Source organism: Microbacterium sp. GQ128 (assembly GCF_059758615.1).
This window is the reverse complement of record NZ_JCAXDY010000003.1, coordinates 61,163-77,088: the sequence shown is the minus strand read 5'-3', so window position 1 is coordinate 77,088 and position 15,926 is coordinate 61,163. Positions and strand designations below refer to the sequence as shown.

The 15,926-nt window shown below is 69.5% G+C and carries 17 protein-coding genes; 12 read left to right on the top strand and 5 right to left on the bottom strand.

All coding sequences use genetic code 11. The features are described from left to right. The first annotated feature begins 154 nt into the window (after positions 1-154). The 3 genes from rfbA to AC6CHX_RS10575 are packed head-to-tail and all read left to right on the top strand — an operon-like array spanning position 155 to position 3,437. Positions 155-1,027: a glucose-1-phosphate thymidylyltransferase RfbA gene (gene rfbA / locus AC6CHX_RS10585; RefSeq protein WP_136040988.1), complete on the top strand. Its 873-nt coding sequence runs from the start codon at positions 155-157 to the stop codon at positions 1,025-1,027. Continuing rightward, positions 1,024-2,022, top strand: coding sequence for a dTDP-glucose 4,6-dehydratase (gene rfbB, locus AC6CHX_RS10580; protein ID WP_498272787.1), 999 nt, complete (start codon positions 1,024-1,026; stop codon positions 2,020-2,022). Before rfbA ends, rfbB begins: the two co-directional genes overlap by 4 nt. Next, positions 2,022-3,437 carry a sugar nucleotide-binding protein gene (locus AC6CHX_RS10575; RefSeq protein ID WP_498272786.1) on the top strand — a complete coding sequence of 472 codons (1,416 nt, stop codon included), beginning with the start codon at positions 2,022-2,024 and terminating at the stop codon, positions 3,435-3,437. Before rfbB ends, AC6CHX_RS10575 begins: the two co-directional genes overlap by 1 nt. Here AC6CHX_RS10575 and AC6CHX_RS10570 read toward each other — a convergent pair. Beyond that, entirely contained in the window at positions 3,434-4,654 is a 1,221-nt protein-coding gene (locus AC6CHX_RS10570) for a glycosyltransferase (RefSeq protein WP_136040991.1), read from the bottom strand. The genes AC6CHX_RS10575 and AC6CHX_RS10570 overlap by 4 nt on opposite strands. A gap of 120 nt (positions 4,655-4,774) precedes the next feature. On the opposite strand from AC6CHX_RS10570, the gene AC6CHX_RS10565 reads away from it, so the two are divergent. Beyond that, positions 4,775-5,230, top strand: a complete 456-nt coding sequence (locus AC6CHX_RS10565) for an FAD synthase family protein (protein WP_136040992.1) — start codon at positions 4,775-4,777, stop codon at positions 5,228-5,230. 25 nt (positions 5,231-5,255) lie between these two features. Here AC6CHX_RS10565 and AC6CHX_RS10560 read toward each other — a convergent pair whose 3' ends face one another. Continuing rightward, positions 5,256-5,648, bottom strand: a complete 393-nt coding sequence (locus AC6CHX_RS10560; protein WP_136040993.1) for an SIP domain-containing protein — start codon at positions 5,646-5,648, stop codon at positions 5,256-5,258. A gap of 128 nt (positions 5,649-5,776) precedes the next feature. On the opposite strand from AC6CHX_RS10560, the gene AC6CHX_RS10555 reads away from it, so the two are divergent. The 6 genes from AC6CHX_RS10555 to AC6CHX_RS10530 all read left to right on the top strand — a co-directional run bounded on the left by AC6CHX_RS10555 (position 5,777) and on the right by AC6CHX_RS10530 (position 11,742). Beyond that, on the top strand, positions 5,777-6,277 hold the full coding sequence (locus AC6CHX_RS10555) for a hypothetical protein (RefSeq protein ID WP_498272785.1): 501 nt from the start codon (positions 5,777-5,779) through the stop codon (positions 6,275-6,277). Further along, entirely contained in the window at positions 6,274-7,251 is a 978-nt protein-coding gene (locus AC6CHX_RS10550) for a cation efflux transmembrane domain-containing protein (RefSeq protein ID WP_498272784.1), read from the top strand. The genes AC6CHX_RS10555 and AC6CHX_RS10550 overlap by 4 nt, the downstream gene beginning before the upstream one ends. Next, entirely contained in the window at positions 7,248-8,144 is an 897-nt protein-coding gene (locus AC6CHX_RS10545) for an alpha/beta fold hydrolase (RefSeq protein WP_498272783.1), read from the top strand. Before AC6CHX_RS10550 ends, AC6CHX_RS10545 begins: the two co-directional genes overlap by 4 nt. Before the next feature lie 68 nt (positions 8,145-8,212). Beyond that, positions 8,213-8,476 (top strand): glutaredoxin family protein, encoded by a 264-nt coding sequence (locus AC6CHX_RS10540; protein ID WP_498272782.1) that lies wholly within the window; start codon positions 8,213-8,215, stop codon positions 8,474-8,476. A 31-nt stretch (positions 8,477-8,507) separates the two neighbouring features. Continuing rightward, positions 8,508-9,902, top strand: a complete 1,395-nt coding sequence (locus tag AC6CHX_RS10535; protein ID WP_498272781.1) for an MFS transporter — start codon at positions 8,508-8,510, stop codon at positions 9,900-9,902. Positions 9,903-9,930: 28 nt separating this feature from the next. Next, positions 9,931-11,742, top strand: a complete 1,812-nt coding sequence (locus AC6CHX_RS10530) for an aldehyde dehydrogenase family protein (protein ID WP_498272780.1) — start codon at positions 9,931-9,933, stop codon at positions 11,740-11,742. A 9-nt stretch (positions 11,743-11,751) separates the two neighbouring features. On the opposite strand, the gene pip is transcribed toward AC6CHX_RS10530, so the two are convergent. Both pip and AC6CHX_RS10520 read right to left on the bottom strand, forming a co-directional pair. Next, the gene (pip, locus tag AC6CHX_RS10525; protein WP_498272779.1) at positions 11,752-12,732 is read right to left on the bottom strand and encodes a prolyl aminopeptidase; all 981 of its coding nucleotides are present in this window, start codon (positions 12,730-12,732) and stop codon (positions 11,752-11,754) included. 58 nt (positions 12,733-12,790) lie between these two features. Continuing rightward, positions 12,791-13,675 (bottom strand): neutral zinc metallopeptidase, encoded by an 885-nt coding sequence (locus AC6CHX_RS10520; RefSeq protein ID WP_498272778.1) that lies wholly within the window; start codon positions 13,673-13,675, stop codon positions 12,791-12,793. 51 nt (positions 13,676-13,726) lie between these two features. Here AC6CHX_RS10520 and AC6CHX_RS10515 point away from each other — a divergent pair, with 51 nt between their 5' ends. Together AC6CHX_RS10515 and AC6CHX_RS10510 are read left to right on the top strand one after the other, a co-directional pair. Continuing rightward, entirely contained in the window at positions 13,727-14,716 is a 990-nt protein-coding gene (locus AC6CHX_RS10515) for a malate dehydrogenase (protein WP_498272777.1), read from the top strand. A gap of 54 nt (positions 14,717-14,770) precedes the next feature. Further along, positions 14,771-15,244: a recombinase family protein gene (locus tag AC6CHX_RS10510; RefSeq protein ID WP_498272776.1), complete on the top strand. Its 474-nt coding sequence runs from the start codon at positions 14,771-14,773 to the stop codon at positions 15,242-15,244. Between the two features lie 21 nt (positions 15,245-15,265). On the opposite strand, the gene AC6CHX_RS10505 is transcribed toward AC6CHX_RS10510, so the two are convergent. Continuing rightward, positions 15,266-15,913 (bottom strand): hypothetical protein, encoded by a 648-nt coding sequence (locus tag AC6CHX_RS10505; protein WP_498272775.1) that lies wholly within the window; start codon positions 15,911-15,913, stop codon positions 15,266-15,268. Positions 15,914-15,926: the final 13 nt, after the last annotated feature.

The window sequence follows — 15,926 nt, the reverse complement described above, 5'->3', positions numbered from 1 at the left end:
CGGCTCAGCCCGCGGCCGTCACAGCATCCGCCCACCATGCGGCGATGCGACCCGCTAGAGTCGAGCGTACGACTGTGGGGGTCGTCGGACGGCAGGGGATGGCCGTCCCTTCTGTGACGCCACCATGGACATCGACGTTTTCACGAGGGGGATCATGAAGGGCATCATTCTGGCGGGCGGTTCGGGCACGCGACTGCATCCGATCACGCTGGGGGTCTCGAAGCAGCTGATCCCGGTCTACGACAAGCCGATGGTCTACTACCCGCTGTCGACGCTGATGCTCGCCGGGATCCGCGACATCCTCGTCATCACCACCCCGCACGACGCCGCCCACTTCGAACGACTCCTCGGAGACGGCTCGCAGTTCGGGATCTCGCTGACGTTCGCGCAGCAGCAGTCGCCGGACGGACTCGCGCAGGCGTTCACGATCGGTGCCGACTTCATCGGCGACGACAGCGTGGCGCTCGTCCTCGGCGACAACCTGCTCTACGGCCCGGGCCTCGGCACGCAGCTCAAGCGCTTCGCCGACATCGACGGCGGCGCGGTCTTCGCCTACTGGGTGGCCGAGCCGGAGGCGTACGGCGTCGTGGCGTTCGACGACGCCGGCCAGGCGATCTCGCTCGAGGAGAAGCCCAAGCAACCGCAGAGCAACTACGCGGTGCCCGGACTGTACTTCTACGACAACGACGTGATCGCCATCGCTCGCGACCTCGCGCCGAGCGCGCGCGGCGAGTACGAGATCACCGACGTCAACCGCGAGTACCTCGAGCGCGGCAAGCTCCAGGTCGAGGTGCTGCCCCGCGGCACCGCCTGGCTCGACACCGGGACGTTCGATCAGATGACGGATGCCGCCGACTACGTGCGCACGATGGAGCGCCGCACCGGCATGAAGATCGGCGTGCCCGAAGAGGTCGCCTGGCGCCAGGGCTTCCTCGACGACGACGAACTGCGGGTACGAGCCGAGGCGCTCGTGAAGTCGGGCTACGGCTCCTACCTGCTCGAACTCCTGGAACGAGGAAAGCGATGACCCGGCTGCTCGTGACCGGCGGCGCCGGTTTCATCGGATCGAACTTCGTGCACCATGTCGTGGCGCACACCGACGCGCACGTGACCGTGCTCGACAAGCTGACCTACGCGGGCAACCGCGCGTCGCTCGCCGGGCTCCCCGCCGACCGGGTCGAACTCGTCGAGGGCGACATCGCCGATACCGAGCTCGTCGACGCGCTCTTCGCGAAGACCGACGCGGTCGTGCACTACGCGGCGGAGTCGCACAACGACAACTCGCTGCACGACCCGCGGCCCTTCCTCGACACCAACATCATCGGCACGTACACGCTGCTCGAGGCCGCGCGCCGGCACGAGCGCCGCTTCCACCACATCTCGACCGACGAGGTGTACGGCGATCTGGAGCTCGACGACCCGCAGCGCTTCACCGAGAACACCCCGTACAACCCCTCGTCGCCGTACTCGTCGACGAAGGCGGGCAGCGACCTCCTGGTGCGCGCGTGGGTGCGGTCGTTCGGAGTGCAGGCGACGATCTCGAACTGCTCGAACAACTACGGCCCGTATCAGCACGTCGAGAAGTTCATCCCGCGTCAGATCACCAACGTGCTGCGCGGCATCCGTCCGAAGCTCTACGGCGCCGGCCAGAACGTGCGCGACTGGATCCACGCCGACGATCACTCGTCGGCCGTGCTCACGATCCTCGACAAGGGCGAGATCGGCGAGACCTACCTCATCGGCGCCGACGGCGAGAAGGACAACAAGTCGGTCGTCGAGCTCATCCTCACGCAGATGGGGCAGCCGGCGGACGCCTACGACCACGTGACCGATCGCGCCGGTCACGACCTGCGCTACGCGATCGACTCCACGAAGCTCCGCACCGAGCTGGGCTGGGCGCCGCAGTTCTCCGACTTCGAGTCGGGCCTCGCCTCGACCATCGACTGGTACCGGGAGAATGAGGACTGGTGGGCGCCGGCGAAGGACGCGACCGAGTCGTTCTACGCGGCGAAGGGCCAGTGATGACGGAGTTCGGCAAGGCGCTCACGGTCACCGAGACGCCGATCCCCGGCCTGCTCGTCGTCGACCTCCCGGTGCACGGGGATTCTCGCGGATGGTTCAAGGAGAACTGGCAACGCGAGAAGATGGTCGCCGCCGGGCTCCCGGACTTCGGCCCGGTGCAGAACAACATCTCCTTCAACGATGCCGTCGGCACCACGCGCGGCATCCATGCGGAGCCCTGGGACAAGTGGGTCTCGGTCGCGACCGGGAAGATCTTCGGTGCCTGGGTCGATCTTCGCGCGGGCGACACGTTCGGCACGGTCTTCACGACGGAGATCGACCCGTCGCGCGCGATCCTGGTGCCCCGCGGCGTCGGCAACTCGTATCAGACCCTCGAGGCGGACACCGCCTACACCTACCTCGTCAACGACCACTGGTCGCCCGACGCCGAGTACTCGTTCCTGAACCTCGCGGACGAGACCGCGGCGATCGCGTGGCCGATCCCGCTCGCCGACGTCGAGGTCTCAGCCAAGGACCTCGCGCACCCGCGCCTCGCCGACGTGACGCCGATCGGACCGAAGAAGATCCTCGTCCTCGGCGGCGCCGGCCAGCTCGGGCTCGCCCTGCGCGCAGCTCTCGGTGACGCCGAGCACGTGGAGTACACGACGCGGGAGACGCTCGATCTGCGGGCCGACGACCTGGCCACGGCGCGGCGCTGGCGAGACTACCGCGCGATCATCAACGCCGCCGCATACACCGCGGTCGATCTCGCCGAGACCGACGACGGACGCGGTGACGCCTGGTCGTCGAACGTCACCGGCGTGACCGCATTGGCGCGCATCGCCACCGAGAACGGCATCACCCTCGTGCACGTCTCCAGCGACTACGTGTTCGACGGCACGAAGTCGAGCGCGTACACCGAGACCGACCCGGTGCGACCGCTCGGGGTCTACGGGCAGACGAAGGCGGCCGGCGACGCGGTCGCCGCCACGGTTCCGCGGCACTACATCGTCCGCACGTCGTGGGTCATCGGCGAGGGGCGCAACTTCGTGCGCACGATGGCATCGCTCGCCGAGCGGGGCATCTCTCCTCGGGTCGTCGGCGACCAGATCGGGCGCCTGACCTTCACCGAAGATCTGGCCTCGGCGATCCTGCACCTGCTGTCGACCGCTGCGCCCTCCGGCGTCTACAACGTGACCGGTGCGGGAGAGCCGCGGTCGTGGGCCGACATCGCGCGCGCCGTGTACCGCCTGACCGGGCACGACCCGTCCGCCGTGACGGATGTGACCACGACGGAGTACTTCGCCGATCAGACGGGCCCGATCGCCCCGCGCCCGCTCAACAGCGTGCTGGACCTCGGCCGCATCCAGGCGACGGGATGGACGCCGCGGGACGCGGACGCCGCCCTCGAGGCGTACCTCGCCGCGAGCAGCTAGAGCTCACCCGGCTTCATCGCCTCGGCATCGATCGCGCGGATGACCCGCAGGGCGGCGGTGTCCGTCGGCGGCTCGGCCCCCGCGGCATCGCCCTTGCGCCGCCGCTGCGGCGCGTAGACGACGAGCGAGTGGAACAGGAACCGGGCGAAGAACGCGACGATCAGCGAGAGCGCCGTCGCGAGCACGCTCGAGATGTGCCAGGACTCGACCATGAGCGCCATCACCGGGATCCGCAGCGCGGCCTCGACGTTGTTGAACGCGAAAGAGCTGGCGAAGCGGATGCCGAGGGCGCGGGCATCCGTGCGCATGTCGGCGAAAACGAACCGCTCCTGCAGCAGGAAGTTGCCGATGATCGTGACCTCGGCCCCGATGATGGCCGCCCAGACGTACGGCACGCCCGCGGCGGTGAGCGCCCACATGATGCCGAGGTTCGCGGCCGCGCCGATCACGCCGATGAGCGCGAACAGCGACATCTTCCCGAAGCGCAGGCGGGCGAGGTGCGCGATGAAGGTCGCCCCCTGGCGCAGACTCGCCTTGGACGTGCCGTGCCGGCGCTCGCCGAACTCCATCGGCACCTCGGCGATGCGCAGATCATTGCGCGCGAGGATCTCGAGGAGGATCTTGAAGCCCTGCGGCTGGAGCGCCGACAGGTCGAGCTGACGGCGGTCGACGAGGAAGAAGCCGGTCATCGGGTCGGTGCTGCGCGCGAGGCGGATGGGGAACATCGCCCTGGTCAGCCACGTCGCCACGCGGGAGACACCGAAGCGCACGGCCGTGCCGAGCCCGCTCGTGTCGCCTCCGCCGATGTAGCGGGACGCGGCGACGAGGTCGGTGTCACCCTGCGCGAACCTCTCCAGCAGGATGGGAAGCAGTTCGGGCGGATGCTGCAGGTCGCCGTCCATGACGATGCAGACATCGGATGCCGCGGCCTCGAGTCCGACGGCTACGGCCCCGCCGAGTCCGCCTCTGTTGTCGGTGCGGTGGATGACCCGCACCGGAATCGGGGCGTCGACCGCGACCCGTTCGACCTCGGCGGCGGTGTCGTCGGTGCTGTCGTCGACGAACAGCACCTCGGCGTCCCATCCGGCGAGCGCTGCGGCGGTGCGGGCGACGAGTTCCGCGACGTTCTCGCGTTCGTTGAACGTCGGCACGATGACCGTGACCGGTGTCCCCACGTCAGCCCCCTGTTCCGCGCACGCACCGCGTGCGGCCTCCATCGTTCCATGGGTTGCTGTGGGGAACGAAACCCAGATCTGCTAGACTGTCGAACTGCGGCTGTGGGAGTCGCGAAGCGGATGGGGATCCGTTTACTGGGGAATTACTGATCTGGGGAGATCATGGGGACGCGTATCGGCTACGCCGTTGGTGCTTTCGACCTGTTTCACGTCGGGCATCTGAATCTACTTCGTCACGCCAAGCAGCACTGCGACATTCTGATCGCAGGCGTCGTCAGCGACGAGATGCTGCGTCAGGTGAAGGGCATCGAGCCCGTCATCCCGACCGCGGAGCGTGCGGAGATCGTGAAGCACATCTCGTTCGTCGACGACGTCTACGTCGAGACGACGCCGTCGAAGATGGACTCGTGGCGCGACGTGCAGTTCACGCACTTCTTCAAGGGCGATGACTGGCGCGGAACCGACAAGGGGCTGCGCCTGGAGAGCGAGTTCGCCGAGGTCGGGGTCGAGGTCGTCTACTTCCCGTACACGGCGCACACGTCGAGCTCGTCGCTGCGCCGCGCGCTCGACGCGATCACTGCCGGCGCGAGCGCGCCCGCCCTCGCCGCAAGTCGCTGACACCCGGGGCACATCCCCGGATCGCTCAGTTCGCGACGCCGAGCAGGCTGCGCGCCATCCGCGCGACGTGCGGCGGCGTGTGCGGTCCGAGCCAGACCGTCCACTGCGACGGCGGCTCGGAGCACGTCCACTCGACGCACCAGGAATGCACGGCGTTGGCCAGCCGCTCGCCACGTGTGTGCGCACGGATGCCGTCACCGCGCACCAGCCAGCGCACCGACACCCCCTCGGGCACGTCGATGTGACGGAACTGGATACGCGCCGCGGCTTCGAGGAGGATCACGCCCTGCGCGTCCCACGGCAGCCGCGCCGCGATGCTCGCGATGAGGCCGGCATCGGCCGCGTCGCCGGCGATGAGCACGGCACCTTCGATGTCGTCCCAGTCGGGATCCTGCAGGTGCTCGCATGCGCTGCTCATGGCTTCGAGTATAGGTAAGGGTACCCTTACTCACAAGGCATGGTCCGTGATCGGCGCGGCTTTAGCGCTCGGCAGAGGCGCTCGTCAACGCCTTTGCACGACGATGCCGCGCGGAGCACCCTCGGAGTGTGGACAGATCTGAGATGCCGCACCGACGGCGCATTCGACGCCCCGTCTCTTTCCTCGCCGGGGTCGCCGTCGTCGCGCTGCTCTCCGGGTGCGGGCTCACCGTTCCCACCGACCCCGACGGCACCCTGGACTCCGTGAGGGGCGGAGTGCTCCGCGTCGGCACGTCCCCGGATGGCGAGCTGGTGGAGGTGAGCGGTGACGACCCCTCCGGCGCGATCGTCGACCTCGTGGACCGCTTCGCCGACAGCATCGACGCCGAGACCGACTGGACCGTCGCGTCGGAGGAGACGCTGGTGAAAGAGCTCGAGGTGGGAGAGCTCGACCTCATCGCCGGCGGCATCACCCCCGACACCCCCTGGGTCGACAAGGCCGGCGTCACGCGAGGCTATCGCGGGATCGAGGGCGCCGAGGGTCGCGAACTCGTGATGCTGGTGCCGCTCGGCGAGAACGCCTTCCTCTCGACCCTGGAGACCTTCCTCGACGAGGAGGTCGGCGGATGACCGAGACCCGGCAGTTCGGCCGCACCACCCTGCCCGCCGAGCAGGCGCGCGCGATTCGTCGCGCGGTCAAGTGGGAGATCTTCACGATCGTCTACACCTCCATCACGATCGCCGTGATCGCCCTCGTGGTCGGTGAGTCGCAAGCCATGCGGACAGCCTGGATCGAGGACATGCTCTCCCTGATCCCGCAGTTCGCCTTTCTGACGGCGCTGATCTTCGTGCGCCGCCACCCCACGAAGAAGCACCCATACGGCCTGCACCGGGCGATGGGCGTCGGGCATCTCGTCGCTGGAGTGGCGCTGCTCGCCGTGGGTCTGAACCTCGCCGTCGAGGCCGTGACCGGGCTGATCGCGGCCGAGCATCCCACGATCGGCACCGTGCAGCTGTTCGGGCAGACGATCTGGCTCGGGTGGCTCATGGTGAGCGTCATGGTGGTCGTGATCATCGGGCCCGTGTTCTTCTACGGCCCCGCGAAGTCCAAGCTCGCGCCCGTGCTGCACAACAAGCTGCTGTACGCCGACGCGGACATGGCGAAGGCGGACTGGCAGACCACGGTGGCGTCGGTCGTCGGCGTGCTCGGCATCGGCGTCGGCGCGTGGTGGCTGGACGGCGCGGCAGCCCTGTTCATCTCCCTCGGCATCATCTGGGACGGCTTCCGCAACACCAGGACGGCCGTGGTCGACCTCATGGATCAGCGCGCCCGCACCTACGACAGCAAGCACCCGCATCCTCTTGCCGCCGACATCGTGTCGTACCTGCGGAGTCGGCCCTGGGTCGCGCAGGCCGGCGTCCGGATGCGCGATCAGGGTCAGGTCTTCCACATCGAGGCCTTCGTCGTGCCGCATCGACGAAAGGTGCCGCTGGACGATCTCACCGCCGCCGCGGAGGGGATCGCCGACATCGACTGGAAGATGCAGGACGTGGTCGTGATCCCCGTGGAGCATCTGCCCGACGAAGTGGACAGGGGTCGATGAGCCACCCGGGCCGGGATCAGGAGGACGCGCTCTTCCCCGGCTTCGCCACGACGACGATCACGACGGACGCCGCGGAGATCTTCGTGCGACACGGGGGCTCCGGCCCGCCGGTGGTGCTGCTGCACGGGCATCCGCGAACCTCGGCCACCTGGCATCGCGTCGCCCCGCTGCTCGTGGATCGCGGCTTCCACGTCATCTGCCCGGATCTTCGCGGCTACGGCCGCTCCCGCGGACCGGCGCCCACCGCCGACCACACCGCGCACTCCAAACGGGCCGTCGCCGCGGACATCGTCGAGGTCGCGCGACAGCTCGGCCATGACCACTTCCACCTCGCCGGGCATGACAGGGGAAGCTACGTCGCGCTGCGTCTCGCCCTGGACCACCCGCAGGTCGTGGACCGCCTCGCCGTCATGGACTGCATCCCGATCAGCGAACACCTCCGACGCGCGGACGCGACGTTCGCGATGAGCTGGTGGCACTGGTTCTTCTTCGCCCAACCGGAGATCCCGGAACGCGTGATCGGCGCCGACCCCGACGCCTGGTACGCGCCCAAGGCCGACCCCGCGACCATGGGAGAGGCGAACCACGCCGAACTCATGACGGCGGTGCAGGACCCGCGAGTCGTCCGCGCGATGCTCGAGGACTACCGCGCCGGCCTCACCGTCGACCGCGACCACGAGGAAGCCGACCGCACCGCAGGTCGCCGCGTCCAGGCATCGACCCTCGTGCTGTGGTCGAAGCGAGACGACCTCGAAGCCCTCTACGGCGACCCGCTCCAGATCTGGAGCGACTGGGCCACGGAACCCGTCGGCTTCGCCATCGACAGCGGACATCACATGGCGGAGGAGGCTGCTCCGGCCGTCGCTGCAGCCCTCGGACGGTTCTTCGGCTGAGCCGCCCCCTCGCGAGACCCCGGCCCGCTCTCAGCGCCACCCCATCCCGGCGGCCGTAGGCTGGAAGCATGACTTCTGCTGCCTCCGACACCATCACGATGTTCGGCGCCGACTGGTGCCGCGACTGCATCCGCACCAAGAAGCAGCTCGATGCGCTCGGTGTCGAGTACACCTACATCGACCTCGTCGCCGAGCCCGCCGCCGCGGACGTCGCGAAGGAGATCTCCGGTCGCACGAACATCCCGGTCGTCGTGTACCCCGACGCCTCGCACCACGTCGAGCCGTCGAACGCCGACGTCGAGTCGAAGCTGCGCGAGCTCGCACTGATCTGAGCGCCCCTCACCGCGCCGCTACACTGGCGCGATGAGCACTGAGGCTCGGCCCGAACGAGCATCCGTCCGCCTCTCCCCGCGCACGATCGTGCTGTACGCGATCGGGTCGCTGGGGACCGGCGGCTACGCCACCCTGCCCGGGCTGGTGCTGACGTACTTCCTCACCGACAACCTCGGTGTCGCCGCGCTGGCGGCCGGACTCATCGTCACCGCCGCGAAGATCTGGGACGTCCTGATCGACCCGTTGATCGGCGCCGCGTCGGACCGTCAGCTCGCCCGCACCGGATCCCGTCGGGGCTTCATGGTGACCGGCGCCCTGGCCCTCCCCCTGTTCTTCGCGCTCACGTTCGCCGTGCCGCCGTCCTGGGGCCCGGTCGCCGGGGCGATCAGCGTGCTGCTGGCCTTCCTCGCCACGGCGACCGCGTTCAGCCTCTTCCAGGTGCCGTATGTCGCGCTACCCGCAGAGCTGACCGGCGACTACGACGAACGCACCCGGCTGCTCGGCTGGCGCGTGGTCGTGCTCACCGCGGCGATCCTGCTGTTCGGCGCCGGCGGCCCCGCGCTGCGCAACGCCGGCGACGACCCCGTCGTGGGGTACCTCCTGATGGGCATCGCCTCGGGCGTCGTGATCGGGATCGGCATGCTGATCGCCTCCCGGACGGCGACCGTCGCCGCCCGGCGCACCGAAGCGGCACCGGCCGCCGCGATCGCCGACTCGACCTGGCGCGATCAGTACATGTCGGGTTTCCGGGCGTTGCGCCGCAGCCAGCCGTTCCGCGCCCTGCTGGGCACGTTCGTGCTGCAGGCGCTCGCCACGGGGACGATGCTCGCCGGTGCGCAGTACGTCGCGACGTGGGTGCTGCGCAGCGAGGACGCCGTGACGTTCGTGTTCGTCGCCCTCGTCGGGCCTGCGCTCCTCGCGACACCGGCCTGGACCGTCATCGCGCGGCGCGTCGGCAAAGAGCGGGCGTTCGCGATGGCCAGCATCCTGTTCACCGCCGCCGCGGCGACCCTCGTGTTCGCGGTCTGGGCGCCCGGCGCTTGGATCTACGCCTCGGTCGCGGTCGCCGGCATCGCCTACGCCGGGCTCCAGTCGCTGCCCATGGCGATGCTGCCCGACGTGATCTCGCACGACGAGCGCACGACCGGGCCGGGACAGGCCGGCACGTTCACCGGCATCTGGACCGCGGGCGAGACCGTCGGCTTCGCACTCGGGGCGACCACGGTGTCGCTGACCCTCGCCGCGACCGGTTACATCTCGACCGTCGCCGGCACCACGGTCGAGCAGCCGGATGCCGCGATCGCGGGCATCGTGCTCAGCTTCAGCATCCTGCCCGCCGTGCTGATGGCCGCGAGCCTGCTGACGCTCCGGCGCTACCGTCTGCGTCGCGCCGACATCGAGGCCGTCGGAAGCTCCGACGCCTAAGCTGGGATCCCGTCCGAAGGAGACGCCGATGACTTCTGCGAGCACAGCCCCCGCCCCTGCATCCGCCTCGAAGAGCACGCCGACGACTGGGTCCGCGTCGCTCAGCGAGGGCGAGCGGGAACGCCTCGACACCGCGGTCGACGACCTGCAGGCCGGAGTGCGCACCTGGTCCGCCCTCACCGTCGCCCAGCGGCTCACCCTGCTCCGCGCGGTGCGCACGAGCGTCGCCGCCACGGCCGAGGACTGGGCGAACACCGCCGCCGCCTCCAAGGGGCTCGACGGCAAGCACCCGCTGCGCGGCGAGGAGTGGCTGAGCGGGCCGTACAGCGTGCTCGGCGCCCTCGATGCCTACATCGAGACGCTCTCCCGCCTGGCGAGGGGCGCGAACCCGCTCGACGGCATCACGATCGACCGCGCCCCGGGCGGGCGCACGCGTGTGCACGCCTTCCCCCTGACCGGCATCGACAAGTTTCTGCTGTCCGGCTTCACCGGCGAGGTCTGGCTCGAACCCGGCATCACCCCGAACGCCGCGCGCGCCGGCGCCGGCCTCGCGCAGCGCACCCCCACCGAGCCGGGCGGCGTCGGACTCGTGCTCGGTGCGGGCAACGTGACATCCATCCCGGTCCTCGACGTGCTGTACGAACTGCTCGCCCACAACCGCACCGCCCTGCTGAAGGTGAACCCCACGCAGGACGCCCTGGTGCCGGTGTACAAGCGCGCGCTGGCACCCCTCATCGAGCCGGGACTGCTGCGCATCGTCCGCGGCGGCCCGGCGGTCGGCGCGTACCTCACCGGCCATCCCGGTCTCGTGCACGTGCACATCACCGGCTCGGCCGCGACGTTCGACACGATCGTCTGGGGGCCGTCGAAGGGCGAAGGGGCCGCAGCGACGAAGCGCCGTCGCCGCGAGAACCGCCCGCAGCTGAAGAAGCCGATCACGGCCGAACTCGGCGGGGTCTCCCCCATCATCGTGGTGCCCGGCGCCTGGACGGATGCCGACCTCACCTACCAGGCCGAGCACATCGCGACCATGCGCCTGCAGAACTCCGGCCATAACTGCATCGCCGGGCAGGTCGTCATCATGTCGTCCGACTGGGACCAGGCCGATGCGTTCCGGGCCGCGCTGCGCCGTGCGTACGCCAATGCCCCCGAGCGGCCCATCTGGTACCCGGGTTCGCCCTCGCGGATGGACGTCGCGACCGATGCCTACCCCGACGCGCTCGTGCTGGGAGACCGACTGCTCGTCGAGATCGACGCCGACGACGATGCCGCCGCGCTCGAGACGACCGAGTACTTCGCGCCGGTGCTGGGCGTGGTCACGGTCCCTGGTACGGGCCAGGAATTCCTGGACGCCGCCGTCGCCCACGCGAACGACAAACTCCAGGGCACGCTCGGCGCGAACCTGCTGATCGACCCGGCGACCGAGAAGTCACTCGGCGCCGGCTTCGAGCGCGCGATCACGGCTCTGCATTACGGCTCGATCGCGATCAACGGCTGGACCGCCTTCGGGTTCATCACCCCGACCCTCACCTGGGGCGCCTTCCCGGGCGGCACCATCGACGACGTCGGCAGCGGCATCGGCGTGGTGCACAACGCGCTCTTGCTCGACGGGGTGGAGCGCTCCGTGCTCCGCGGACCCTTCCGCCCGTTCCCGCGGTGGATCGCTGGGTCCCTGAGCTTGTCGAAGGGCGGCGGCGGACGCCTCACGATCCTGCCGAAGCCGCCGTGGTTCGTCTCGGCCCGCACGGGAGCGGCCGTGAGCGAGGGGCTGACCCGCCACCGTGCGAACGGCGGCGTCGTGGGACTTCTGAAGACACTGACGAAGGCCCTGCAGGCCTGAGGCCGAGACTCAACGGGCGGCGCGGGCGAAGCGGTCGGTCGCGGCGCGCAGCGCCTTCTGGGTGCCGGGCTCGGTGGCCGCGTGACCCGCATCGTCGACCACGACGAACTCGGCCTCCGGCCAAGCGCGGTGCAGGTCCCACGCGGTCATCATCGGCGTCGCGACGTCGTGCCGCCCCTGCACGATGACGGTCGGGATGTGGCGGATGACGTCGACCCCGGCGATCAGCTGCCCCTCTTCCCACCAGCCGCGGTGGACGAAGAAGTGGTTCTCGATGCGGGCGAACGCGGTCGCCTTCTCGGGGTCGGACATCGCCGCGATCTGCGCGGCATCCGGGGTCAGCGTCACGGTCGCCGCCTCCCAGGTCGACCAGGCGATGGCAGCCGGTACGTGCACGGCGGGATCCGGGTCGAACAGTCGCCGGTGGTACGCCTCGATCATGTGCGAGCGCTCGAGCATCGGGATCGGCGCGAGGAAACTCTCCCAGCGGTCGGGGAACAGCGCGGCGGCGCCGCCCTCGTAGAACCACTCCAGCTCGGCGCGGCGCAGGGTGAAGATCCCTCGGAGCACGAGCTCGGTCACGGCATCCGGGTGTGCCTGCGCATACGCCAGCGCGAGGGCGCTCCCCCATGACCCGCCGAAAACCTGCCAGCTGTCGATGCCGAGGTTCTTGCGCAGCAGCTCGATGTCGGCGATCAGGTGCGCGGTCGTGATGTACCGGAAGTCTGCGTCGGGCGCGCTCGCGTGCGGCGTGCTGCGTCCGCAGCCGCGCTGGTCGAACAGCACGATGCGATAGACCTCGGGGTCGAAGAATCGGCGCTGCCAGGGCGAGGTGCCGCTGCCGGGCCCGCCGTGGAGGAACACCACCGGCTTGCCCTCGGGGTTGCCGCTGACCTCCCAGTAGACACGGTGGCCGTCGCCGACGAGCAGTTCCCCGGTCTCGTGCGGTTCGATCGGTGGATACAGTGCATCCGTCGTCTTCTTCTTCATCGGTCCCCCAACCGGTCGTGCTGACTCCTTCGTCAACGGTAGCGGTTCGCGTGCGGCACTACGGGTCGAGCTGATCGGCCGGCAGCGTCAGTACCTGCTCGCAGACGCCGAGTCCGTTCTGATACCCCTCGGCGAACCAGCGCTGCCGCTGCTCGCTGGAGCCGTGCGTCCAGCTCTCCGGGTTCGAGAAGCCGGACTGCTCCTGGATGTGGTCGTCGCCCACCGCGAACGCCGCGTTCAGCGCATCGACGCGCTGCTTCTCCGTGGTCGGCTGCAGGTACGGGACGCCCTTGCTGTCGGTCTCCTCCGAGATCCGTCCGATCCAGGCACCCGCGTAGCAGTCGGCCTGCAGTTCCGTGCGGACGCCGTTGCTTCCGGGACCGGTGCCGTTGTTCGGGTAGTCGTCCATGACCCCGGTGATCCACTGGATGTGGTGGCCCCACTCGTGCCCGACGATGTAGAGCTGGGCGAGTTCGCCGGCGGATGCGCCGAACTGCTCCTGCATCAGCTGGAAGAATGTCGGGTCGATGTAGACCGTCTCGTCGCCCGGGCAGAAGAACGGCCCGACCGCGTTGGATGCCGTGCCGCAAGCGGTGTTCGTCGCACCGTCGACCACGATGAATCCGGGCTTGCGGTACCCCTCGACCTCGTCGGCCCAGAACTCGTCGAGCACGAGCTGCGCACCCGCCATGCGGCAGTCGACGTCGGCGTTCGCCTGCGCGCCGGTGTCGCAGTTCTCGATGACCGATCCCCCGGCCGGCTCGTCGCCTCCGCTCGGTGCCCCGCCGCCGATCAGCCCGGTCAGATCGATGCCGAGCAGCGGTCCGGCGATGAGCGCGATGATGCCGAGCACGCCCACGCCCACGCCGCCCGCGATGGCTCCGTTGCGGCCGCGGCGACGCGTGGTGTTGCCCGAGATGTCGGCGTCGGGATTGAAGGTCATGCGTCGAGGGTACTCCGCGCGGAGCTCGCCGAACGGTCGTAGGCTCGGAGCATGACGACCACGATCACCATCACCGGCGCGGGCGGACAGATCGGCTACGCACTGCTGTTCCGCATCGCGGCGGGCGACCTGCTCGGACCGGATGAGAACGTGCGGCTGCGGCTGCTGGAGATCCCGCAGGGACTCGGCGCCGCGGAGGGTGCGGCGCTCGAGCTGCAGGACGGCGCGTTCGGGCTGCTCGAGCACGTCGAGGTGACGGATGACGCCGCCGTGGGGTTCGATGGAACCGACCTCGCGCTGCTCGTGGGCGCCCGCCCGCGCGGACCCGGCATGGAGCGCGCCGACCTGCTCGCGGCCAACGCCGGCATCTTCGGCCCGCAGGGAGCGGCCATCGCGGCGAACGCAGCATCCGGCGTGCGCGTCACGGTCGTCGGCAACCCCGCCAACACCAACGCCCTGATCGCGTCCGCGGCCGCCGACGGCGTACCCGCCGAGAGATTCACCGCCCTGACCCGGCTCGATGAGAATCGGGCTCGTGCCCAGCTGGCGCAGACGCTCGGCGTTCCCGTGCACACCGTGCGCCGGGTGCCCATCTGGGGGAACCACTCGGCCACTCAGTTCCCCGACATCTCGCACGCGACCGTCGGCGGGAAGCCGGTCGCAGAGGCACTCGAGCAGATCGTCGGCGACGTGCCGGCCTGGCTCGAGACGACCTTCATCCCGCGGGTCGCCAAGCGCGGGGCGGAGATCATCGAGGTGCGCGGATCGTCGTCGGTGGCCTCCGCGGCGAGCGCGACGATCGACCATGTCCGCGACTGGGTGCTCGGCACCGACGAATGGACCTCGGCGGGCGTCGTATCGCACGGCGAGTACGGCGTGCCGGAGGGCCTCATCTCGTCGTTCCCCGTGCGCTCCGTGGATGGGGAGTGGCAGATCGTCGAAGGCCTCGAGCTGAGCGACTGGGCCCGGGCGCGGGTGGATGCGTCCGTTGCCGAACTGATCCAGGAGCGCGAGACGGTTCAGGCCCTCGGCCTGTTGTGAATCGGGTCACCGCGGCACTCTGCGACAGGGCAGAATGGATGCCGGAGGTGCGCGATGAGCGAGACGATTGATCCCACGAAGACGGCCACGTCGGTCGAGGAGGCTCTCACGAGTCCCCTGCACCTGCCGCACGACGCCGCGACCTGCCCGAAGTGCTTCACCGAGTTGCAGCAGAACCGCAACTTCTGGACCGCACGCCCCGACGGCTCTCGTCTGGTCGGCCTCGTGGTCGCGCGCGAGGGGATGCCCTCGGTCGTCGAGCAGCGTGACGACCTCACCCGCTTCGGTGTGCCGATCGAAGGCTTCCGTCACCCGGCGCCCGACATCCTGGAGAGCTGGAACGACCGCCTCGCGCGTCTCATCTCCACGCTGAAGCACGGCGACGTGCTGGTCGTCGTGAACATCAAGGCTCTGGGTCGCGACGCGGAAGAGGGTGCGCGCACGGTCGCCGAGCTGCGGCGTCACGGCATCATCGTGAAGGTCCTCGGCCACGACGCCCGGCACCTCGCCGACGCAGCGGCGCGCTGACGCCAGCCCCGGGCGCAGACGCTACGGCGTCGTGGTCGGCTTCGGCGTCGGGCCGAAGGCCGGCTCGCCCGGCGTCACACCGAAGAAGAGGGGATCGCTCGGCGACTCCTCGCGCGGAAGATATCCTTCCGAGAGGTTGGCATCGCCGAACAGCTGGTCGCCCAGCTCGTAGCGATCTCCCGGCCAGCACTTGGTCGTCGCCGTGACCGACACGGAACCGTTTGCGATGAACGTCACCATCAGCAACGAGAAGTCACCCTGCTTGCGCACGATCACGTCGGTCGACTTCGACTCGCCCGATCCGAGTTCCTGACCCTCGACGTCGTAACCCGCGTCGGTGAGGTGTTCCCGCACCGACTCGCTCAGTGCCGGGTGCTCGGCCGGATCCACCTCGGTCGATCGGGCGAGGTCGAACTTGTACGAGCCGTCCGGGCATCCCGCCCCCGACGGCTGCATCCCGAAGGTACCGACCTCCGCCGACCACGGACCGTCGAAGATCAGCGCCTGCACGTCATTCGTCACGCCCCGGTAGTCGAGGTAGTGCTGCTCGGCCTGAGCTACCAGCTCATCGCCTGTGGGCGTCGCCATGCCGTCTCCTTCGTTCGCGCATCCGGCGAGGGCGAGCGCCAACACCGCCGTCGCCGCAATCGTCTGCCAGCGTTTCTTCATCCGTGCTCCCCCG